Raw genomic sequence first — 22,680 nt, forward strand, 5'->3', positions numbered from 1 at the left:
TTGTTCAGCGACTACCGGTGTTCAATGCACACAAAAAAGGCGCTGACCGAGTAGCCGGTCAGCGCCTTGTCAGCCGCCGAATTTACGCCAGGCTTTTGCTGACCACTTCAAACACGTCGCTGGACAGCTCGCCTGAGCTACGAATGCGCTCAAGCTCTGCCTTCATCAGCGCCTGACGGGCGCTGTCGTATTTGCGCCAGCGGGTCAGCGGGGCCAACTGCCGCGAGGCGATTTGTGGGTTAAGGGCATTGAGCTGGATAACCAGATCCGCCAGGAAGCGATAGCCTGAGCCATCGGCGGCGTGGAAGTTGATCAGGTTCTGCCCGGCAAAAGCACCGATCAAGGCCCGGACCTTGTTCGGGTTTTTGATGGTGAACGCAGGGTGCTCCATCAGTTGCTGAACGCGCTGCAAACCACCCGGCAGCGGGCTGGCCGCCTGCACGCTGAACCACTGGTCCATGACCAGCGGATTGTCCTTGAAGTGCTCGGCAAAACTGGCCAAGGCCAGGGCTTTTTCAGCTTCAAACGGCGAGTTGACCAGTATCGCCAGCGCGTTCAGGCGCTCGGTCATGTTGTCGCTGTTTTCGAACTGTTCCAGTGTGGCTTTCACAACTTCAGGTTTGCCACTCAGGCTGAGGTACGACAGCGCAATATTTTGCAGGCTGCGGCGGGCGAAATGCTCATCTTCGGCCACATAGGGCGTGACTTTAGACACCTCACGGTTGGCCTGATAACGCGCCCACAACTCGTCGAACAGGCTGTCGGCCAATTGCTTGCGCGCAAACTCACGGGCCGTGTGAATGGCATCAACATCAGCCACTTCGCTGATTTCGGTCAGGTAGGCTTCACCCGGCAACGACAGCATCTCTGCCACCATCGCCTGATCCAGTTGCGGATTGGTCAGCACGCTGCGCAGGGCTTCGACCAAGCGCGGGTCCATGACCAGGGTTTCGCCACGTTGATACTGGCCAATCAGCGTCTGCAAGACTTGCACCGACAGTTGCTGGCCCGCGTCCCAACGGTTGAAACCGTCGGTGTCGTGTTGCATCAGGAACACCAGTTGGTCACTGCTGTAGGCAAACTGCAATTTCACCGGCGCCGAGAAACCGCGCAGCAAGGACGGCAGCGGTTTTTCATTAATGCCGACAAAGGTGAACGTCTGCTCTGCTTCGGTCACCGACAGAACACGGCTGGTGCCGACCGCCGCCGATTCGCCGGCCAGTTGCAGTGGCAACTCACCGCCCTGGGCATTCAACAGGCCCAGCTCGACCGGGATCACGAACGGCAGTTTCTCAGCTTTGTCCGGGGTCTGCGGGCAGCTTTGGGCGAAGGTCAGGCTGTAGGTTTTTTGTGCAGCGTCGTAGTGCTCGCTGACTGCCAGACGCGGGGTGCCCGCCTGGCTGTACCAGCGCTTGAATTGGCTCAGGTCCGCGCCATTGGCGTCTTCCATGGCCTTGATGAAGTCGTCACAGGTCACGGCCTGACCGTCGTGGCGCTCAAAGTACAGGTCGCTGCCTTTGCGAAAGCCCTCGGCGCCGAGCAAGGTTTGCAGCATGCGCACCACTTCCGAGCCCTTCTCATAAACAGTCAGGGTGTAGAAGTTGGAGATTTCGATAAAGCTCTCAGGGCGCACGGCGTGAGCCATCGGGCCTGCGTCTTCGGCAAACTGGTGCGTGCGCAGGAAGGCGACGTCCTGAATGCGCTTGACCACCCGCGAGTTCATGTCGGCCGAGAACTCGGAATCACGGAACACCGTGAAGCCTTCCTTGAGCGACAACTGGAACCAGTCACGGCAGGTCACGCGGTTGCCCGACCAGTTGTGGAAGTATTCGTGGGCAACAATTGCTTCAACCCGCTGGTGAGCAGCGTCGGTCGCCGTCTCTGCACGGGCCAGCACGGCGCTGGAGTTGAAGATATTGAGGCCTTTGTTCTCCATGGCGCCCATGTTGAAGTCGTTCACCGCCACGATCATAAAGATGTCCAGATCGTATTCACGACCATAGGCTTCCTCGTCCCAGCGCATGGACTTTTTCAGGCTGTTCATGGCGTGCTGGCACTTGTCGATGTTCTCGGGTTCGACGTAAATGCGCAGCGCCACGGTGCGGTTTGTCATGGTGGTGAAGGTGTCTTCGACGCACCACAGGTCGCCCGCGACCAAGGCAAACAGGTAGGCCGGCTTTTTGAACGGGTCTTCCCAGGTCGCCCAGTGGCGTCCGTCTTCATCGGGGCCGCTGGCCAGCGGGTTGCCGTTGGACAGCAGGATCGGGTAGCGATGCTGCTCGGCCACCACGGTGGTGGTGAACGTGCTCATCACGTCCGGGCGGTCAAGGTAATAGGTGATCTTGCGAAAGCCTTCGGCCTCGCACTGGGTGCAGAACATCGTGCCGGACTTGTACAAACCTTCCAGCGCGGTATTGGATTCGGGGTGGATCTTGACGCTGGTGTCGACCACAAACTGCTCGGTGGTCGGGTGCAGGGTCAGGTGGCTGTCGGTCAGCTCGTAGTCCGCTGCGGTCAGCTCGACATCGTCAAGCTTGACCGACAGCAGCTCCAGTTGCTGGCCGTCCAGCGCCAGGGCCGGGAAGCCCTCGCCACGGGCGGGATTGCGGCGCATCACCAGTTGCGCATGGACCAACGTGTGGTCCTCGAACAACTCGAAGGTCAGGTGCGTCTCGTCAATCAGGTACTCGGGCGCCTGGTAATCCTTCAGGTAGATCATTTGCGGTTGTTCGGTGCGCATGCTGCAATCCTTTTTACTGATGCACGGCCAACTGGTAGGCCGTGTATTTGCGAATATTGATAACGCCGGTGTCGAAGATCAGGTATTGACCCTTGATCCCCATCAACGTGCCTTCAACGACAGGGTCTTTGTCCAGATTAAAGCTCACGATCTTGCTCGGGTACTGCTCGACCGGGTAGCGAATCTCGATGGGCTCGACGCTATGCAAAGGTTGTACCGCCTGCAGCCCGAAACGTTCTTGCAAGATCTGCAGGCCTTCTGCGCAACTGCCAAACAGCTCATCACGCACCGCCGCCAGATCCACCGGCTGTGCATCGCCCTTTAGCAGTGCGCGCCAGTTGGTGCGGTCGGCCACTTGGGTGCGCAGCAGGTCCTCGACAAACCCCGACTGCTGGCGCGTCGCCACACGCACGATCGGCAACGCCTGGCTCGCGCCCTGATCCAGCCAGCGGGTCGGCAGTTGCGTGGCACGGGTAATGCCGACTTTCACACCTGACGAATTGGCCAGGTACACCACATGGTCAGTCATGCAGAACTTCTCGCCCCACGATGGCTCACGGCACGTGCCTGCGTCGTAATGGCAGCGCTCCGGGCTCATGATGCAGACATCGCACTGCGCCAGTTTAGTCATGCACGGGTAGCAATAGCCCTGGCTGAAGCTTTTTTTGGTTTTGCGTCCACAGTGGGTGCAGTTGATCTCCCCCAGGAACTCCAGACGCAGTTTAGTCCCGATCAACGGATTGACCGGCACTTCGGTATCGCCCAAACGAAATGCATATTGAACGGTCGGCTCTTGCAGGCTTGCCGACATTTTGCTGATTGCACCGCGACCAATCTCAATCAATGGATAGCATCCGACTTGAACAGGATGTTTGGCACGGGCGCCGACTTGGAGCTGCATTCTTGCGGGCCCATGTAGCCGGTACGCTCTTCTTCGGGCAGGTTTTGCACTTCCCAGGCGATCATCGCCTGCAACGACAGCTCGCGCTGCTCGGCGGTCAGCTTGTTGCCATCGGCCCACTTGCCGATTTCGACCGCCAGTTTCAGGCTCTGATAGATATCAGGGGTGATGTTTTTAATCATTTCATTGAAAGAGGACATGCTTTTCTACTCTCGAAATACGGATGAAATTAAACCTGTTTGCGGCTGGCCCACAGCCCGCCCAGCAAACCGGTGAGGCAACCAATCAGCAACCCGCCGACGTGGGCGGCGTTGGCGATTTCGCCAAAGCCGATCATCGACACCAGCCCGGACAGGCACAACGCCAACCACACCAGCATCATCACCAGCACGCCTTTGGGCAGGTGGTAAACCGGGTTGGGCGCCATCACCTGATAAATCCACACATGCCCCAACAGGCCGTAGAGCACACCCGACAACCCGCCGAACAAGCTGGGCCCGCCAAACAGGTATTGGGCAAAGTTGGACACCAGGCTGAACAACAAACTCAAGCCCACCAGATTAATGCTGCCCTGGCGTATTTCAACCCGGCGCCCGAGTTCCCAGAACCACATGCCGTTCATGGCAATGTGCAGGACACCAAAGTGAATGAACATCGGGGTAATCAATCGCCACCATTGCCCGGAAGCAAGGCTTTCAGACAAGGGGGTGAATTCTACGTACTGGCCATGAATGTTAAAGCCGACAAAGGTCAATGCACTCAAGGTGGACAGGTTGTCACCCAACTGCGTGATCACCGCCACGATGATGCAGATCAGCAGGATCACAGCAGTGGCCGGGCTGGCCTTCAATTGCTGGGCAAAGCCGGGACGGCCCATCGCCGCCGGGCGTTCGGCAATCGGGATCTGGTTATCAGGGTCGCCCAAGGGGAATTGCTCATACAGCCTGCGCACATCGTCAGCAATCTCGGAGGGCGCCCACAACACTTGCTCGCCCGCCTCTTCGCTGACTCTATGGGGCACTTGCATGCGTTTGAGCAATGCAACAAAGCCTGCAAGGTCGACCGAAATCGGTAAGCGTAAAACCTCCACCACACTCATTGCACAGCCTCCGGGCGCTCTACATCCACCCATACAAACTTGGCGGGATCGAGCCGGGTTTCTTGATCAAGCCTGTAGGCCACTAATTTTCCGTAGAGCACCGCGCTGTAGTCCAGGCAGGCCAGGTTTGGCCGTATGGGCGCGGGTTCACCGCTGCGCCAATAGTGGCCGACAAACAGCATCGGCTCATCGACGGGATAGCGCAGCAAGGTGCCTTTTTCTGTCGAGGACAACGGCTTTTGCGCCACGCGATCAGGCAATGCGTCGGGTTGAAAGACAATATCGCCGTAGGTTTTGGGGTCGTCTTCCCAGAACTTGGTGCGGAAGAACGCCCGCGTCAGGCCATCGCCGCCGGTCAAGGTCAGGCCATCTGGCAAGCGCATGTCGGTGCCGCGCAGCAGCCGGTTGAAAGCCAGATGAGCAAAACTGTCAGCGTACGCGGCCGCCTGCACAAACGGCTGATCGATACAGCCGTCAGGGTATTGGGCGCGCAGCGGGGTTATTACATCTGCATCCCAACAGGCGTGCACTACCCGGAAGCGCCCAGCGTCGACAAACAGCGGCATGTCATAGAACCACTGCACAAAGTCGTGCCACTCGCCGGGGTACTGGGCGAACTGCTCAAGGGTTTCGTGGATCAGCCGGGTGTGCCGCGCATTGTGTTCGCGCACATACTCTTTGCCACTCCCCGGAGGGGCCGGTGTGCACCAGCCCAGCGCGTTGAATTCATGGTTGCCCATCAGGCAAAGCGCCTGACCGGTCCGGACCATGTCGTAAACGATATGCAGCGACTCGCGAATTCGCGGGCCGCGGTCAATGATGTCACCGAGAAACACCGCCATCCGTTGCGGGTGTCGCCAGATACCGGCGAGTTTGCGATAGCCCAGACGCTCCAGCAGGTGCTCAAGGGTATGAGCACAGCCATGCACGTCACCGATCAAATCGTAACTGCGCGCAGGATCGAGCATCAGTCGCTCCTGCCGCCCAGTCGGCTGCCCCAGCCAAGCTTGGTCCGACACACTTCATAGTAGTTGTGGTCCAACGGGTGGATCAGACGCAGCTTTTGCGCCTTTTTGCTGACGGTAATGGTATCGCCCGGCGCGCAGGTGAAATGGTTCTGACCATCGCACGATACTTGCGGGTAGATCTGCATGTCCTTGGCCACGACGATTTTCAGCTCGCTGTTGCCATCGACCACAATCGGCCGGCTGCTCAGGGTGTGCGGATACATGGGCACAATCACGATGGCATCCAGCTTGGGATGCATGATCGGGCCGCCTGCCGACATGGCATAAGCGGTAGAGCCGGTGGGCGTGGCGACGATCAGGCCGTCAGCCTTCTGGCTACAGACGAACTGGCCGTCGATGTGCATTTCGAATTCGATCATCCGCGTCGACTTGCCGGGGTGCAGCACCACGTCATTCAAGGCATCGCCCTGGCCGATGGCTTCACCGTGACGGCGGACTTCGGCTTGCAACAGAAAGCGGTTTTCGACTTTAAAGTGGCCATCGAGCACTTCGGCGACTTTGACTTCCAGCTCATCCGGGCGGATATCAGTCAAAAAGCCCAGGCTGCCACGGTTAATGCCCAGCACCGGGACATTGTGGCGGGCCAGTGCGCGGGCCGCGCCGAGCAAACTGCCATCACCGCCCACCACAATCACCATGTCACAAACTTCGCCGAGCATTTTGCGCGAGGAGGTCTGCAAGCCGTGCCCGGGCAATACCTCGGCAATGGTGTCTTCGAGGATCACGTGCATGTGCCGCTCAAGCAGGAATTTTTTCAGTCGGCGAACCGTATCGAGCACCTGAGAACTGCCCAAACGACCAATAATGCCGATATTACGAAATTGCTCCATGAGGCTCCTGCAAGGTTGTAGGCGTGCGAAAACAGCGATTATGGTCGAAACACGACAATAGACAAAACCCTTTCAGGCTACGGGAGCTATGCTCGCACAATGATCCTCTTTCCCGACTTGCTCAACCTGCCCCGCCAATTACGTCACCCTGAGGTGCGTGATTTGGCGTGGGTCATCCTCGCCCCGCCCATGCTCAGCCAAACCCCGTGGCCACAGCGCCACCCGCTGGCTGGCAGCGACTGGGTGCAGGCACCGGACCAACTGGAGCACTGGTTGCGAGCGCTGGACCAGCACAGTGAGCCGTTGCAGCAGTGGCTGGCGTTGGCCACCACGCGCCGACTGGGGCGCTATTACGAGCGGCTCTGGCAGTTTGCCGTCAAGCATGCGCCGGGGGTAGAACTGCTCGCGGCCAACCTGCCAATCCGCTTGGGCGGTCACACCTTGGGTGAACTCGACCTGTTACTGCGCGACCGTGACGGGGTTCACCACCTGGAACTGGCGATCAAGCTGTACCTTGGCCCGCAGCAGGCCGATGGCCGCGACCCCGGCAACTGGCTGGGCCCCGGCAGCAATGACCGCCTGGACCGCAAACTCAAACACTTCAGCCAGCACCAACTGCCAATGTCCAACCGCCCTGAAAGCCGGGAGATCCTGGCCGGGCTGGATATTCAGACGTTCACTGCCAGCCTGTGGCTGGGCGGTTACCTGCTGTACCCGTGGCCGGGGCATGCGCTTTCACCCGCAGGCGCACACCCGCAGCATTTACGGGGGCGCTGGCTGCATCAGCGTGATTGGCCCGCCTTTATCCACCAGAGCGCTGAAGGTTGCTGGCAACCCCTGCCCCGCCACGCCTGGCTGGCCCCGGCGCACGCAACGCCTGAGGGGTTATGGAGCGAACAACAGCTCAGCGTGTGGCTGGCCGAGTTGCATCCTCAGGCTCCGGCACAGCTTATGGTGCGTCTGGTTGAGAACGGCAGCGGCGACTGGGAAGAAGCCGAGCGGCTGTTTTTGGTGTCTGACCTATGGCCCAACGTGCCCGGCAACCCTGAAAACTGACCCACCTCAGCTTTTTCCCTTACAGGCGTATTACAGTGAAGGCACTCCGTCGAACAAGAACGGAGGCTAAACCTGAACCGTGAGGAAACCCCATGTCCTGGAAAAGCACCCCTGAGCGCTACAGTCGTGTCTCCATCGCCCTGCACTGGCTGATGGTGCTGCTGTTTGTACTGATTTACGCCTCGATTGAATTTCGCGGCATCTTCCCGAAAGACAGCGACGGTCGCAACCTGATGAAAGACGCCCACTTTATGCTCGGCCTGACGGTTTTTGCGCTGGTCTGGCTGCGGCTGTTGGCGCGAACCTTGGGCGTCGCGCCGAAAATCATCCCCACGCCCCCGGCCTGGCAAAGCGCGCTGGCCACGTTGATGCACTGGGCGCTGTACCTGTTCATGATCGCCATGCCGGTGTTGGGTTATTTGATCCTCAGCCATAACGACAAGCCGGTGTTCTTCTATGGCCTCGACATCCCGCCCCTGACCGCGAAAAACGTAGACCTCGCCAAGCAAATCAAAGGCTGGCACGAACTGGGCGCAACCATCGGCTACTGGCTGATCGGCCTGCACGCCCTCGCCGGGCTCGGCCATCACTACCTGATTAAGGACAACACCCTGCTGCGCATGCTGCCTGGACGCTAATTTCACGCCTTAGGGGTGAGCTGTCTTAAAGATCAAAAGATCGCGAGGCAAGCTCGCTCCTACGGGGGTGGTGTTTACGAAGCGAAGGCAAACCCCCGGCGGCCTTGCAAGCCGCCGGTGTGCACGAACACCACACGTTGCCCCCGGCCGATGCGCCCCTGCTCAACCGCCGCTTTGAGCGCCATCAAGGCTTTACCGGTATACAACGGCTCCAGCGGCAAACCACTGGCCGCTTCGCTGGCCTGGATAAACGCCAGCAAATCTTCATCTACCTTGGCAAAACCGCCACGACTGGCATCGATCAGTTCAAAATCGCGCCCGATATGCCCCGCCGCCTGCAAAATTGCTTCGATTTGCGGGGCGACACCATGATCGTCCGGCACCGCCAACGCGCCGTACACCTTGCGCTGCCCCGCCTCACCCAACACCAGGCCGGCCAGAGTGGTGCCCGTACCGGCCGCCAGCCACCAGGCGTCGTAATCGTCCCACCCCGGCACCGTCAGTTGCTCACGCACTTGATGCACCAAGGTCATGCAGCCCCGCGCACCCGGCAGCCCTCCGCCGCCTTCCGGAACCGGCTGCAATCCCGGGTATTGCGCCTGCCATGGCGCCCAAAAGCCCGGTGCATGCCGCGCCCGATAACCGGCAAAGCCCAGCCAATGCAGGTGCATGCCATAACGTTCAAGGTCCAGCGTGGTCGGGGTCTGTTGCGGGTGGCCACGCAACAGACCGACCGTCGCAAAATCAAAGCGCTTGCCCGCCGCCGCCAACGCATACAAATGGTTCGAATGAGCCCCGCCCAGGCTGATCAAACCCTGTGCGCCTGCGGCGTGCGCGGCTGTCAGGTGCTCGGTGAGTTTGAACCACTTGTTGCCACTGATCAGTGGGTCGATCTGATCCAGGCGCAAGACCGCCACCTCGACACCGGCCTGTTGCAGCCAATCCAGGTGTAAGCTCTGCAACAGCGCGCGCGGGCGCCAGTCAATCAAAGGCAACATCGCCATCGTTCCCCTAAAAGGAAGCGAGTTTACAGCAGCCCGCAGCCACAGCAGACTGTCGGCTTTGGCTGAACAACCGACCAATAAACCGACTTCAACCCGAGCTTCTTGGTAAGGTGTGCGCCGACTTTTGTTGCCCGTTATCGTCCTGCGGGCTGCTGCACTTTTGTTTACTGACATGAGACACCCGGAACATGCCCGAGCCGATCCCTCTTAAAGATCACGACACCGAGAAACGGCTGGTCAATAAAAGACTGATTGCGTGCGCCCTGCTGGTCTTGGCGATCAGTTGCACGCTGATCGGCCGCCTGTATTTTCTGCAAGTCACCGAGTTCGACTACAACTCCACCGTGTCTGAAAACAACCGGGTTCACGTGCTGCCCATCCCGCCGGAACGCGGCCTGATCTATGACCGCAACGGCGTGCTGCTGGCGGATAACCAGCCCAGCTTCAACATGACCATCACCCGTGAACGCGCTGGCGACACCGCCAAGGTGCTGGACAACGTGATGAGCATCCTGCACTTGCCGGAAGAAGACCGCGCGGTGTTCACCAAGGCCATGAAGCAGGCCCGGCATCCGTTTGACCCCTCGACCCTGCTCTACGAGCTGACCGAAGAGCAAATCGCCCTGCTGGCGGTCAACCAGTACCGTTTGCCGGGCATTGATGTCGAAGCCCAGTTCGTACGCCATTACCCGCAGGGCGATCACTTTGCCCATTCGGTGGGCTATGTCGGGCGCATCAACGAGAAAGAAGCCAAGCAACTGGACCCCACCGAGTATCGCGGTACCCAGTCGATTGGCAAAACCGGCATCGAGCGCTTTTACGAGCACGAACTGCACGGCCAGGTGGGTTTTGAAGAAGTCGAGACCAATGCTCAGGGCCGAGTGATGCGCGTGTTGCGCCACCACGATGCAGTGGCGGGCAAAAACATTGTCCTGAGCCTGGATATCCACCTGCAAGAAGCCGCCGAAGAAGCCTTGGGCGACCGTCGCGGTTCCATCATCGCCATCGACCCGAAAACCGGTGAAGTGCTGGCGATGGTCAGCAAGCCCAGCTTCGACCCCAATCTGTTTGTGACCGGCATCAGTTCCAAGGATTACTCGGCCCTGCGTGACTCGGTCGACAAACCCCTGTTCAACCGGGCCTTGCGCGGCCTGTATGCACCGGGCTCGACTATCAAGCCTGAAGTGGCGATTGCCGGCCTGGACAGCGGCGTGATTTCAGCCTCGACGCGGGTCTTCGACCCCGGCTATTTCCAGTTGCCCAACGTTGACCACAAATACCGCAACTGGAACCACAGCGGCGATGGCTGGGTCGACTTGAATGCGGCGATCATGCGCTCCAACGACACCTACTTCTATGATCTGGCGTCCAAGCTGGGCATTGACCGCATGCACGACTACATGTCGATGTTCGGCCTGGGCCAGAAAGTCTCGATGGACATGTTTGAAGAGTCGTCGGGCTTGATGCCGTCCCGCGAATGGAAGCGCAGCACCCGCCGTCAGGCCTGGTTCCCCGGTGAAACGGTGATTCTGGGTATTGGCCAGGGCTACATGCAGGTCACGCCGCTGCAACTGGCGCAAGCCACCGCATTGATTGCCAACAAAGGCGTGTGGAACCGTCCGCACTTGGCCAAGACCATCGACAGCACCCCGCCGGTCGATGAAAACCCGATGCCGAACATCGTGCTGCACGACCCCAAGGAGTGGGAACAGGTTAACCACGCGATGCAATTGGTGATGCATGACCCGCGCGGCATCGCTAGGGCGGCGGCACAGGGCGTGCAATACCGGATCGCCGGTAAAAGTGGTACGGCGCAAGTGGTGGCGATCAAGCAAGGTGAGCGCTACGACCGTTTGAAAACTGCCGAGCGCAACCGTGACAACGCCTTGTTCGTCGGCTTTGCCCCGGCAGAAGACCCGCAAATAGTGATCTCGGTGATGATTGAAAACGGTGAAGCCGGTGGCCGTGTTGCTGGCCCGGTGGTACGTAAAGTGATGGACGCCTGGTTGCTGGACAACCACGGCGTGCTCAAGCCGCAATACGCCAGCCCACAGGAAAAACCCCACACCACCCCGCACGTTTGATATCACGCACTGGCGAATGCCCTGTAGGAGCGAGCTTGCCTCGCGATCTTTTGATCTTTTAAAAGATCGCGAGACAAGCTCGCTCCTACACGGGTTTACTCAGTAGCGCGCATCCACCGGTTTACCGCCCTTCGGCCAGTCCTTGGCCTTGTCGACGAAGTCCGGCCGGGGTTTGTGCGAGAAGTACTCGGCCACGTCCACGGCGTCCTGATCTGACAAGCCGCCCTGCCCCAACGGGAATTTCTCGTGAAAACCGATCGGCATGTTGCGCTTAACAAAGGCCGCCGCCGTGTAGGTACGCGCCATGCCCGCGCCGATATTGAACGACTCATCGCCCCACAACGGCGGGTACACATAGCTGTCATCCGCGTGTTTGAGGCCTTGGCCGTCATCACCGTGGCACACGGCGCATTGCTGCACATACACCACTTTGCCGTTGTCGACATTGGGCTTGATGCCCGGGTCGATCTTGCCGACGCCACGGCCCGCCACTTTATCGCCGGGGGCGGTGTTCATTTTCATCCAGTCGAAATACGCCACCATGGCCTGCATGTCAGGGGACGCAACCGGCAGCGGCTTGCCGTCCATCGAGCGGCGGAAACAGCCGTTGATCCGCTCCTCCAGAGTGATTTCCTTGCCCGCACGCGGCGCATATCCCGGAAAGAACGCGGACACGCCCACAAACGGCGAGCCATCCGCCACGGTGCCCGCATTCAAGTGGCAACTGGTGCAATTGAGCGCATTGCCGACGTTGTCCGGGAGCAAAGCCTTGGTTTGCAGGTGCAGACGCATGCCGCGTATCACTTGATCGGCGTTGGATGCGCTTAACAGATTGGCTAGGCGCGGGGTTTCAAAGGCGCTGGAATCCGTGGTCTGCGGATCGAGTTGCTTGCGCATCCTGGCTACTTGCGCAGGCTTGATGGCCGCGGCGTCATTGCCCCAACTGCTGCGCACAAAGCTCAGGATTTCAGCGATTTCGGCATCGCTCAGCCTCGCGAAGCCGGGCATGGTGTAGACCCGTGGATGAGCCGCCGTTTGCGCGGTTTGCCAGCCGGTCAGGGTGATATGCAACAACGAGGTCGGGTTAGGCGAAAGGATGCTCGGGTTGCCATTCAAGGGCGGGAAGATACCTTTGACCCCGCCGCCGTCCGGGCGGTGGCAGTCGGCGCAAAACTGCGTATAACCCAGCCCGCCACGAGTGCTGAACAAGGTCTCAGGGGCAGGCGCCGGGGCGTTGGCCACTGCGGGCATCGGCAACTCGTCCTTGCCTGCTGGCAATGATTTCAAATAGCTGGCAATGGCCGTCAGGTCGGCATCGGTAAAATGCTGGGTGCTGTGATGAATCACATCGACCATGTTGCCCGAGACCGTGGCGAAGCGGTTTTGCCCGGTCTTGAGCAGTTGCACAGTGTCTTGCACCGTCCACAGGTTACGCAGGCTCAACGCTTGCCACTCCTCGACCGTCTCGCCAGCCAGGTAGTGCTTGCCACTGCTGCCGGCATCGCTCATGGCTTTTTCCTGGAAAGCCACCCCGCGCGGCGTATGGCATGAGCCGCAGTGCCCAAACCCTTGCACCAGATAGGCGCCACGGTTGATCACGTCAGTCCTGGCCGGATCGGGCACAAACGGCTGGGTGTCGAGGAACATCATGTTCCACAACGCCAGGCCCCAGCGCTGATTGAACGGGAAGCTCATTTCAGATTCCAGGTTGGCGTTTTTGACCGGGGTTACGCCCTGCATCAGGTAGGCATACAAGTCCTGCATATCGCCTTCGCTCATCTTCGCGTAAGACGGGTACGGCATGGCCGGGTACAGGTGTTGCCCGCTCGGGGTCACACCTTTGCGCATCACCTCATCAAACTGCTCAAAGCTGTAGTTGCCGATACCTGTGTCGCGGTCAGGGGTGATGTTGGTCGAGTAAATAGTCCCCATCGGGGTTTTCAGCGCCAGACCACCAGACATCGGCGCCGCGCCTTTAGCGGTGTGGCAAGCGATGCAGTCACCCAGCTGGGCAACGTACTGGCCGCGCTCGGTCTGCGTGGGTTCGGGGGCGGAGCCAACTGCCGGGTTCGGCTCATTGGCGCAGGCTGCAAAGGTACTCATCAGCGTCAGACCGGCTATGGCCAGACGCGGGAAGGTTAAAACCATGGCGTTATTCCTTTAAGGCGCCGACCTGGGGTGGACCCCTCGGTGCGGACCATTATTTTTATGAACTCCTCATGGGTGGTTGTACCTGATAACAAAATGACATCGCTTGACCCGGATCACACCACACGCCGCAAGCCACGCTTAACCGCTGGCATAACAAATGCTTGGCAAGGTTCCAGCGCATCACACGTTGCGCAATGGGCAATGCAACGAACTGCGAAAACCCCGACGCTAGACGCGTCCTGGAGCGTAAGAAGGAACCTTGGAATGCCAGCACCTGTTACAGGCTCGTCGATTAATGTGCCCACGGCGAAAACCGTGGGTTTTTTAGTGATACCGAACTTCACCACTATCGGTTTTGCCTCGGCGATTGAGACCCTGCGCATGGCCAATATGGCGGCGCGGCGTGAGTTGTTCCGCTCGGTGATCATTGCCCCCAACCTGGACCCGGTGACCGCCAGCAACGGCATGCGCATCCTGCCCGACTACGCCATTGGTGACGCACCAAAACTGGACATATTGCTGGTGGTGGGCTCAAACCCGATCGTGTCTCACCTCAGCAGTCGGCCCCTGCTGAACTGGCTGCGCAAGCTGGCCCACGAAAAAGTCACCTTGGGGGGCATTTGTACCGGCAGTTACTGGTTGGCCCGTGCAGGCTTGCTCAAGGGCTATCGCTGCACCATCCACTGGGAAGACATTGAAACCCTCAAAGACCACTTCCCCGGGATCATCATTTCCAACCAGTTGTTCGAAATGGACCGCGATCGCTTCACCTGTTCCGGCGGCGTTGCGTCCATGGACATGACCTTGCAATTGATCGCCCGTGAACCGGGTGGCCGGGAGATAGCCGCCCACGCCGCCGAGCTGCTGTTGTGCGATCGGGCCCGTGGCGCGCAAGAGCAACAACGCGTGCCTTTGCGGCAAAAGCTGGGGACTTCGCAGCCCAAGCTCAGCCAGGTGGTGGCAATTATGGAAGCCAACCTGGAAGAACCGGTCAGCCTTGAAGACCTGGCCCGGTTCAATGACGTGTCGGTGCGCCAGCTGGAGCGCCTGTTCAACAAACACCTGCAACGCACGCCAAGCCAGTACTACCTGGAACTGCGTCTGGCCCGCGCCCGAACCTTGTTGCTGCGCAGCGAGTCGCAAGTGCGTGACATCGCCCTCGCCTGCGGCTTTGTCTCGGCGGCGCATTTCTCCAAATGCTACAGCCGCCTGTTCGGCGTCTCGCCGGTTGGCGAGCGCAAGCAAGTGGCGTTGCACTGATCCCGCAGACGTAGAAGCGAGCTTGTCTCGCGATCTTTTGACTGTTTAAAAGATCGCGAGGCAAGCTCGCCCCAACAGAAACCCGCGCGTTTTTTGTTAATCCTGCAATGCCTTGTACGCGGTCTCGCGGCTGGCGAGCATCGCGATCAAGGCCACGGCAGCCGCGGCCAACAAGTACCAGGCCGGGGCTATTTTGTTACCCGTCAGCTGGATCAGCCAGGTCGCAATAAACGGCGCGGTGCCGCCAAACACGGCATTGGCGATGTTAAAGCTGAAGGCAAAACCGCTGAAGCGCACCCGCGTCGGGAAAATCTCGGCCAGGAAACACGGCAAGGTGCCGTCGTTCATCGCCAGAATCGCCCCGAAAGCAATCTGAATCATCAAAATCACCATCAGCGACGGGTTACCGAGCATCCCGAACAGCGGAAACGTCAGCAGCAAAAACAGCACCGACGCCGCCACCAGCATGGTCTTGCGACCAAAGCGATCGGACAGTTTGCCCATCAAAAAGATCAAGCCGATGTAGGTCGCCAAAGACACGGTAGAAGCGATAAATGAATCGCTTTCACTCATGCCCATTTCTGTCGACAGGTACGTCGGCATGTAACTGAGCAGCAGGTAAAACGCCACGGCATTCAAGCAGGTCACGCCGATCCCGATGACCACTGCACGACGATGCACCGTGAGCAATTCGCGAATCGGCGCGTGGGTCGCGCACTCCTTGGCTTCCAGGCGTTTTTCCATCTCCAGGAACTTGGGTGAATCCTGCAAGCTGACGCGGATATAACGCCCGACCAGACCAAACGGCGCGGCCAGCAAGAACGGCAAGCGCCAGCCCCAGTCATGGAGGTTTTCAACGGTCATGAGCGCATGCAGCCCCGCGACAAATACCGCACCGAACAACAGCCCGGCGGCGGTGCTCGCCGGGACAATGCTGGTGTAAAAGCCGCGCTTGCCCTGGGGCGCGTACTCGGCCAAAAACGCCGAAGCCCCCGCGTACTCACCGGAGGCCGAAAAGCCCTGCACCAGCCGGATCAACAACAGCAGCGCCGGAGCCCACAGGCCGATGTGGTTGTAACCCGGCAACAAGCCAATGCAAAAGGTCGAGACAGTCATGATCAAAATCGACCAGGCCAAGGCGCTGCGACGCCCGTATTTGTCGCCAAAATGGCCCCATACCAGCCCGCCGATGGGACGCACGATAAACGACAGCGCAAACACCGCGAAGGTTGCCAGCAGACCGGTTGCCGCATCGGTCTGCGGGAAGAACGTCAAGGCGATGATGGTCGCCAGATAGCCATACGCAGCGTAATCAAACCACTCGACAAAATTGCCCAGAAAACTGGCGGTAGCCGCGCGGCGCAAGGCCTTGCGTTCACTGCTGAGTTCGAGCTCTTGTTCGGCGGTCAGGGAAAGCGTGGACGAGACGGTGGACATGACAAATACCCTCATTGTGTTCTTGTTGGCAGGGGTAATGGGTCAGAAACGCTGCGCGTCTAAGGCGCGCATGCGTTGAGCAGGGCTTTGTAGTCGCTGCCGCAGGCTGCGATGGGTTGCGCAGCCTGCGGCAGCGGCTACAGATGTTTTATTTCTTGATGATGTTGTGCTGCGGGCCATACGGGAAATGGGTGATGTTTTCACCGCCCTGTTCGTTCACGATCAAAATGTCGTGTTCGCGATAGCCGCCGGCACCGGGGCGGCCTTCGGGAATCATGATCATCGGCTCAATCGACACCACCATCCCTGGCTCCAGCACCGTATCGATGTCTTCACGCAGCTCCAGCCCGGCTTCACGCCCGTAGTAGTGGCTCAAGGTGCCAAACGAATGGCCGTAACCAAAGGTGCGATATTGCAGCAAATCGTGTTCCAGAAAGATCTCATTCAACTGCCGGGCAATGTCCGAGCAGCGCATGCCCGGCTTGATCAGCTTTAACCCGGCCTCGTGCACCTTGACGTTCACTTCCCACAGGCGCAGGTGTGCGTCAGAGCAATGATCCAGGAACAACGTACGCTCCAGCGCGGTGTAGTAACCGGCAATCATCGGGAAGCAGTTCAGGCTCAGAATGTCGCCTTTGTTGACCTTGCGGGTGGTCACCGGGTTGTGCGCGCCATCGGTGTTGATGCCGGACTGAAACCAGGTCCAGCTGTCCATCAACTCAGAGTCCGGGAAGGTGCGGGCAATTTCCCGGACCATGGCCTGGGTGGCATGCAGCGCCACTTCGTATTCCGGCACCTGATCGGCCAAGGCCTCGACAACCGCCGCGCCGCCGATATCGGCGATACGCGCGCCATGGCGAATAATCGCGTGTTCTTCAGCCGACTTGATCATGCGCAAGCGCATGCAAGGGGCGGCGATGTCGACAAACTCCGCTTGCGGGTAACGGCTGGCGAGCTTGTCGCGATTGAGTAAATTCATGTGATCGAATTCGATCCCGATGCGCCCGGCCTTGGGCAACGCTTGCTGGATGGCGACAAAGTAGTTGTCGCGCTGCCAGTCGGTGTAAACGATGTTGTCGGTGCCCACGGTCCGGCGCCAGGGCTGGCCGCCATCGATGTTGGCGCTGATGGTTACTACGCGGTCCTGCGTGACCACCAGTGCGTAGTTACGGCCAAACGAGCAGTACAGGAAGTCACTGTAATAGTTGAGGTTGTGGTACGAGGTAAACACCGCTGCATCGATATTGTTCTGCGCCATGTAGGCACGCAGCTTGGCCTGGCGATGGGCGTACTCCTGGGCCGAGAACGTTGGGGTGACTTTTTCGCCGTTCTTGATCTGGATGGTTTTAGGCATTTGCATGTCAGGTACCCTTGTCGGTGATCGCACTTGAAAGCCGCCTGCGGGGCCGGCCGTTGAGGATCATTCGAACAGAAGCAAGACCGCCCTTTTTGTGCGAATCCGACCTGTAGTTGATCAGATCCGCTGTGCATCCACCGGGCTAGACAGATGACAACTGTCATCCTGTCCGTCATAGCAATTGCACAGCATCGGTATTAGTGGGATATTCGCGAATGTGAAATATTCTCATTGATACCTTTCTCCTATGCCTAGCCCCACCCACTTGCTGTTGGTCGAAGACGATTTCCGGCTTCGCCACGACCTCGAACGTCATCTGTTGCAGCGCGGCTTTACCGTCACCAGTTGCCCGGATGGCATTCAGGGCCTCAACGCACTGCAACAACGCCCTTTTGATCTGGTACTGCTGGACATCATGTTGCCAGGCATCGACGGCTTGTCACTGCTCGAAGCCCTGCGCAGCCAGCAAAATGTGCCGGTGATGCTGATGTCGGCCCTGGGCAATGAACAGGACCGCATCACCGGCTTTACCCGTGGTGCCGATGATTACCTGCCCAAACCCTTCAGCCTGGCCGAACTGGACGCGCGCACCGATGCGCTGCTGCGGCGCATGGCCATGTTCAAGCCAGTTGCGGTTGAGCGTCAGCACGGCTCAATAATCTTTGATGAGAGCGCCCAGGATGTGCTGCACAACGGCCAACTGGCCGGGTTTACCGGCTCGGAGTTCAGGCTGCTGCTCACTTTGCATGAACACGGCGGCGAACCCTTGAGCAAGGCGTTTCTGTATCAACAGGTGTTGCACCGTATCTACACACGACTGGACCGTGGCCTCGACGTGCACGTGTGCAATGTCCGGCGCAAGCTGGCGGCGATCGGCGCGCAGCATATTCAGATCCAGTCGATACGCGGCCAGGGCTATATTCTGGTCGACACGGAAAAACACTGATGCGCCGTCACCCCTTGCTGTGGAAGCTGGCGCTGATACAAGTCAGTTTTTGTTTGCTGCTGACCTGGATCATCTGGATCTGGGGCCTGTCGACTGAACGCCAGACCTACTTTCTGACGCCTGAAGAGCGCGATTACCTGGCCGAGTATGCCCAGCAGGCCGAAGACATTTGGCAGCAACAGGACCGTGACGCACTGCAGCGCTTTACCCGGCAAGTTGCCGCCAAAGAGAACACCTGGGTCACGGTGCTGGGGCCGCATCTCGAAAGCTTGAGCAACACCCCGCTGACGCCCGAGATTTATCGCCAGCTGACCTTTATGCGCCAACTGCATTGGCCCATGAGCCGACGCCTGCAAGACGAACTGCCCTATGTCAGCATTCCGTTCCCCACGCATCCCGAGCAAGGACAGTTGGTTATCCAGCTGCCCGAGCGCCTGTTGCCCAGCGGCCTCACGCCGTGGACCCATGTGCTCAGTCACGGCGTGATGCCGACCTTGCTCGCCGCACTGCTCGGCGTGCTGCTGTATCGCAATCTGGTGGTGCCGCTCAATCGCCTGCGTGATCGCGCCGATGCCTTGCGCGCAGATGACCTGGACAGCGAAGTACCGCTGCCGTTGATCAAGCGCCGCGATGAGTTGGGCGAGCTGGCTCAAGCCTTCGAACACATGGCCAGCCGCTTGCGCCAAAGCCTGAATCAGCAGCGCTTGTTATTACGCACCCTGAGTCACGAATTGCGCACACCGCTGGCACGTCTGCGCATCGCCCATGACAGCCGGTTACCGGCGCAGCAGTTGCGCCAGCGGCTGGACCGCGAAATCGACGACATGCAGCGCCTGCTCGAAGACACCCTCAACCTGGCCTGGATGGACACCGAGCGCACGCAACTGCCCAGCGAGCCAGTCCTGGTGCTGTCGGTGTGGGAAGCCTTGTGTGAAGACGCCTGCTTTGAAAGTGGCTGGTCAGCCGAGCGTTTGCCTTGCCTGTTGGGCACCGAGTGTTACGTGCAAGTGCACCTCGACAGCCTGGCCCAGGCCCTGGAAAACCTGTTGCGCAACGCCATTCGCTATTCACCGCCAGATGGCAGCGTCACCCTCAGCGGCTGGCGCGAAGGCGATGCCTGGCATTTATGCCTGCAAGATCAGGGACCCGGCGTGGCAGAAGAAGACCTGCTTAACCTGTTTGTGCCGTATCAGCGACTCAAAGGTTCGATTGGGGAAGGGTTTGGCCTGGGCCTTGCCATTGCCCAGCGCGCCATCGAGCTGCAACAAGGGCGCTTATGGGCGACTAACGGCGAAACCGGTCTGTGCATGCACCTGTTGCTGCCGGCCCAGAAGTGTTTAGAAAGTTAATGCGCTTTACTCTCAATTAGCAGTCATTATCATTCGTGATCTTCTTGTATCTGGTTGTCTCGGAGATCACCCGATGTCGTTACATGCGCTGCGCCCTTTCGCCCCTTTTGTGTTGTCCAGTTGCTGGCTGCTGACCAGTTCCGTTCAGGCTGCGACTCAGGACACCACGCCTGCGGCGCTGGAACTCGAAAACACCAACGTCGTCGCCACTGCGCTGGAAGAAACCAAGCAGATGCCCGGTGTGTCGATCATTACCGCAGAAGACATCAAAAAGCGCCCTCCGGCCAATGACCTGTCCCAGATCATTCGCACCATGCCGGGGGTCAACCTGACGGGCAACTCCACCAGCGGCCAGCGCGGCAACAACCGCCAGATCGACATCCGTGGCATGGGCCCGGAAAACACCTTGATTCTGGTGGATGGCAAGCCGGTCAACAGCCGTAACTCCGTGCGTTATGGCTGGCGCGGTGAGCGGGACAGCCGCGGCGACACCAACTGGGTGCCGGCCGATCAGGTCGCACGCATAGAGGTATTGCGTGGTCCCGCCGCTGCCTTGTACGGCAACGGTGCTGCTGGCGGTGTGGTCAATATCATCACCAAACAGCCGGGGGCTGAAACCCACGGTGAGGCCACGGTCTACAGCAACTTCCCGACCCACAAGGATGAAGGCGCCACCGAGCGCATGAGTTTCGGCCTGAACGGCCCGCTGACCGATAACCTGAGTTACCGGGTTTACGGCAACATAGCCAAGACCGACCCGGATGACTGGGACATCAACCAGGGCCACGAATCGCTGCGCACCGGCAACCAGGTCGGCACCCTGCCCGCTGGCCGTGAAGGCGTGCGCAACAAAGACGTGAACGGCTTGCTGAGCTGGCACCTGACCCCGCAGCAGACTCTGGAGTTCGAAGCGGGCTTCAGCCGCCAGGGCAACATCTATACCGGCGACACGCAAAACACCAACAGCAACGCTTACGTAAAAAGCCTGCTGGGCCATGAAACCAACCGAACTTACCGCGAGACTTATGCGCTGACCCATCGCGGTGAATGGGATTTCGGCAGCAGCATGGCTTACCTGCAATACGAAAAAACCCGTAACACGCGGATCAACGAAGGCTTGGCCGGGGGCACCGAAGGCATCTTCAGCAATAGTGGCTTCTACACCGCCGTGCTCAAGGACCTGACCGCCCATGGCGAGCTTAACTTGCCATTGCACGCAGGGCTGGATCAGACCTTGACCCTGGGCACCGAGTGGACCCAGCAAAAACTCGATGACCCCAGCGCCAACACCCAACTGACCACCGAAGGAGGCGCGGTTCCGGGCTTGACCAGCACCAACCGCAGCACCAGCTCCTCGGCGCAGATTTTCTCGCTGTTTGCGGCTGACAATATCGAGCTGCTGCCCGGCACCATGCTGACCCCGGGCTTGCGCCTGGATCACCACAGCATCGTGGGCAACAACTGGAGCCCATCGCTCAACCTGTCACACGAATTGACCAACACCGTAACCCTTAAAGCCGGTATCGCCCGAGCCTACAAGGCACCCAACCTGTACCAGTTGAACCCGGACTATCTGCTGTATAGCCGCGGCCAGGGTTGCTACGGGCAAACGACCAGTTGCTACCTGCAAGGCAACGCCGACCTCAAGGCTGAAACCAGCGTCAACAAAGAGTTGGGCATTGAGTACAACAACGAAGGCGTTGTCGCAGGTTTGACCTACTTCCGCAACGACTACAAAAACAAGATCGAATCCGGCCTGTCACCCATCGGCCAGGCCGTGGGCGGTACCGGCGACTATGCCAATGCAGGGATCTATCAGTGGGAAAACGTGCCCAAGGCTCTGGTTGAAGGCCTTGAAGGCACCCTGACGCTACCGCTGTCAGCGCAAGTGACCTGGACCAACAACTTCACCTACATGCTGCAATCGAAAAACAAGCAAACAGGTGATTACCTGTCGGTGACCCCGCGCTACACCCTGAACTCGATGCTGGACTGGCAGGCCACCCAAGACCTGTCGCTGCAAGCCAGCGTGGCCTGGTACGGTAAACAGACGCCGAAAAAATTCGATTACCACGGCGAACGCGTCACGGGGACGTCCAACAACCAGCTGGCACCTTACGCCATCGCCGGGATCAGCGGCACCTACGCCATCACCCGTCACCTGAGCATCACCGCAGGCGTCGAGAACCTGTTTGACAAGCGCTTGTACCGCGAAGGCAACGCCCAAGGTGTGGCCAATATCGAAGGCGCCGGTGCCGCGACTTACAACGAACCGGGCCGTACGCTGTTCACCAGCCTGACCGCGTCGTTCTGAGCCATAACGAGATCGCCTGATGAGAACGATGATCGTCCCTCTGGCGCTGCTGCTTGCACTGGCCCTGCCCGTGCAAGCAGCTCAGGCCCGACCTGCGCCTGACCAGCCCATGGACACCAGCCTGCTGCAGCGCAAAGACCTCAAATACAGTTTCAGCTCGCTACTGCTGGACTCTGCTGACGGCCAGCGCCACTACCAACTGTGGATTGGCCGCCCCGCCAGCGCACCGCCCAAAGACGGCTATCCGGTGGTCTGGATGCTCGATGGTAATGCCGCAATGGGCGCGCTGGATCCTCAGTTGCTCAATACGTTGGCGGACGGAAAAGCGCCGTTGCTGGTGGCCATCGGTTACCAGACGCCGCTGCGTATTGAGCGCAACGCCCGCACCTATGACTACACCCCGAGCAGACCGAGCGCCGCCCGGCAAACCGACCCGCTGACCGAGCAACCCAGCGGCGGCGCTGACGTCTTCCTCGACCTGCTGCG

The 22,680-nt window shown here is 59.5% G+C and carries 17 protein-coding genes and 1 pseudogene; 8 read left to right on the forward strand and 10 right to left on the reverse strand.

Translation table 11 applies throughout. From position 1 onward, the window contains the following. Window positions 1-82: 82 nt before the first annotated feature. From pepN to GHO41_RS15895, 6 genes are read right to left on the reverse strand one after another with little or no spacing between them, the layout of a single operon-like run. A complete protein-coding gene (gene pepN, locus GHO41_RS15870; RefSeq protein ID WP_153434091.1) occupies window positions 83-2,740 on the reverse strand; it encodes an aminopeptidase N in 2,658 nt (885 codons plus the stop codon). A 13-nt stretch (window positions 2,741-2,753) separates the two neighbouring features. Beyond that, window positions 2,754-3,584: a DUF2797 domain-containing protein gene (locus tag GHO41_RS15875; RefSeq protein WP_048370248.1), complete on the reverse strand. Its 831-nt coding sequence runs from the start codon at window positions 3,582-3,584 to the stop codon at window positions 2,754-2,756. Next, window positions 3,581-3,841, reverse strand: coding sequence for a YeaC family protein (locus tag GHO41_RS15880; RefSeq protein ID WP_048370246.1), 261 nt, complete (start codon window positions 3,839-3,841; stop codon window positions 3,581-3,583). Before GHO41_RS15880 ends, GHO41_RS15875 begins: the two co-directional genes overlap by 4 nt. Before the next feature lie 29 nt (window positions 3,842-3,870). Next, window positions 3,871-4,740 (reverse strand): rhomboid family intramembrane serine protease, encoded by an 870-nt coding sequence (locus GHO41_RS15885; protein WP_048370244.1) that lies wholly within the window; start codon window positions 4,738-4,740, stop codon window positions 3,871-3,873. Next, window positions 4,737-5,708 (reverse strand): metallophosphoesterase, encoded by a 972-nt coding sequence (locus GHO41_RS15890; RefSeq protein WP_153327988.1) that lies wholly within the window; start codon window positions 5,706-5,708, stop codon window positions 4,737-4,739. Before GHO41_RS15890 ends, GHO41_RS15885 begins: the two co-directional genes overlap by 4 nt. After that, window positions 5,708-6,598 (reverse strand): NAD(+) kinase, encoded by an 891-nt coding sequence (locus GHO41_RS15895; protein WP_048370239.1) that lies wholly within the window; start codon window positions 6,596-6,598, stop codon window positions 5,708-5,710. Before GHO41_RS15895 ends, GHO41_RS15890 begins: the two co-directional genes overlap by 1 nt. Before the next feature lie 99 nt (window positions 6,599-6,697). Between GHO41_RS15895 and GHO41_RS15900 the strand changes: the two genes are divergently transcribed. Next, window positions 6,698-7,654, forward strand: a complete 957-nt coding sequence (locus GHO41_RS15900; protein WP_153434092.1) for a DUF1853 family protein — start codon at window positions 6,698-6,700, stop codon at window positions 7,652-7,654. Window positions 7,655-7,746: 92 nt separating this feature from the next. Beyond that, a complete protein-coding gene (locus GHO41_RS15905; protein ID WP_048370237.1) occupies window positions 7,747-8,292 on the forward strand; it encodes a cytochrome b in 546 nt (181 codons plus the stop codon). Window positions 8,293-8,366: 74 nt separating this feature from the next. Here GHO41_RS15905 and GHO41_RS15910 read toward each other — a convergent pair whose 3' ends face one another. Next, window positions 8,367-9,290, reverse strand: a complete 924-nt coding sequence (locus GHO41_RS15910) for a 1-aminocyclopropane-1-carboxylate deaminase/D-cysteine desulfhydrase (protein ID WP_153434093.1) — start codon at window positions 9,288-9,290, stop codon at window positions 8,367-8,369. 194 nt (window positions 9,291-9,484) lie between these two features. Between GHO41_RS15910 and mrdA the strand changes: the two genes are divergently transcribed. Beyond that, on the forward strand, window positions 9,485-11,380 hold the full coding sequence (mrdA, locus tag GHO41_RS15915; RefSeq protein WP_048370234.1) for a penicillin-binding protein 2: 1,896 nt from the start codon (window positions 9,485-9,487) through the stop codon (window positions 11,378-11,380). Between the two features lie 99 nt (window positions 11,381-11,479). Here mrdA and GHO41_RS15920 read toward each other — a convergent pair whose 3' ends face one another. Continuing rightward, window positions 11,480-13,528, reverse strand: coding sequence for a c-type cytochrome (locus GHO41_RS15920; RefSeq protein WP_153434094.1), 2,049 nt, complete (start codon window positions 13,526-13,528; stop codon window positions 11,480-11,482). Between the two features lie 267 nt (window positions 13,529-13,795). On the opposite strand from GHO41_RS15920, the gene GHO41_RS15925 reads away from it, so the two are divergent. Next, on the forward strand, window positions 13,796-14,791 hold the full coding sequence (locus GHO41_RS15925; RefSeq protein WP_048370230.1) for a GlxA family transcriptional regulator: 996 nt from the start codon (window positions 13,796-13,798) through the stop codon (window positions 14,789-14,791). A gap of 96 nt (window positions 14,792-14,887) precedes the next feature. Here the strand turns inward: GHO41_RS15925 and GHO41_RS15930 are convergent, their stop codons facing one another. Both GHO41_RS15930 and GHO41_RS15935 read right to left on the reverse strand, forming a co-directional pair. Further along, window positions 14,888-16,228, reverse strand: coding sequence for an MFS transporter (locus GHO41_RS15930; RefSeq protein ID WP_153434095.1), 1,341 nt, complete (start codon window positions 16,226-16,228; stop codon window positions 14,888-14,890). Between the two features lie 148 nt (window positions 16,229-16,376). Next, on the reverse strand, window positions 16,377-17,588 hold the full coding sequence (locus tag GHO41_RS15935) for a M24 family metallopeptidase (protein ID WP_153327998.1): 1,212 nt from the start codon (window positions 17,586-17,588) through the stop codon (window positions 16,377-16,379). A 244-nt stretch (window positions 17,589-17,832) separates the two neighbouring features. On the opposite strand from GHO41_RS15935, the gene GHO41_RS15940 reads away from it, so the two are divergent. From GHO41_RS15940 to GHO41_RS15955, 4 genes and pseudogenes are all read left to right on the forward strand, one after another. After that, complete coding sequence (locus tag GHO41_RS15940; RefSeq protein ID WP_048370224.1) at window positions 17,833-18,531, forward strand: response regulator transcription factor; 699 nt, start codon at window positions 17,833-17,835, stop codon at window positions 18,529-18,531. After that, window positions 18,531-19,880 (forward strand): sensor histidine kinase, encoded by a 1,350-nt coding sequence (locus GHO41_RS15945; RefSeq protein WP_153434096.1) that lies wholly within the window; start codon window positions 18,531-18,533, stop codon window positions 19,878-19,880. The genes GHO41_RS15940 and GHO41_RS15945 overlap by 1 nt, the downstream gene beginning before the upstream one ends. A 73-nt stretch (window positions 19,881-19,953) precedes the next feature. After that, window positions 19,954-22,194 (forward strand): TonB-dependent siderophore receptor, encoded by a 2,241-nt coding sequence (locus tag GHO41_RS15950; protein WP_153328002.1) that lies wholly within the window; start codon window positions 19,954-19,956, stop codon window positions 22,192-22,194. Between the two features lie 19 nt (window positions 22,195-22,213). Then, a pseudogene (locus GHO41_RS15955) lies at window positions 22,214-22,680 on the forward strand (alpha/beta hydrolase); the annotation flags it as partial.

The sequence above is a fragment of the Pseudomonas sp. FSL R10-0399 genome (assembly GCF_009600165.1).
GTDB classification, from domain to species: domain Bacteria; phylum Pseudomonadota; class Gammaproteobacteria; order Pseudomonadales; family Pseudomonadaceae; genus Aquipseudomonas; species Aquipseudomonas helleri.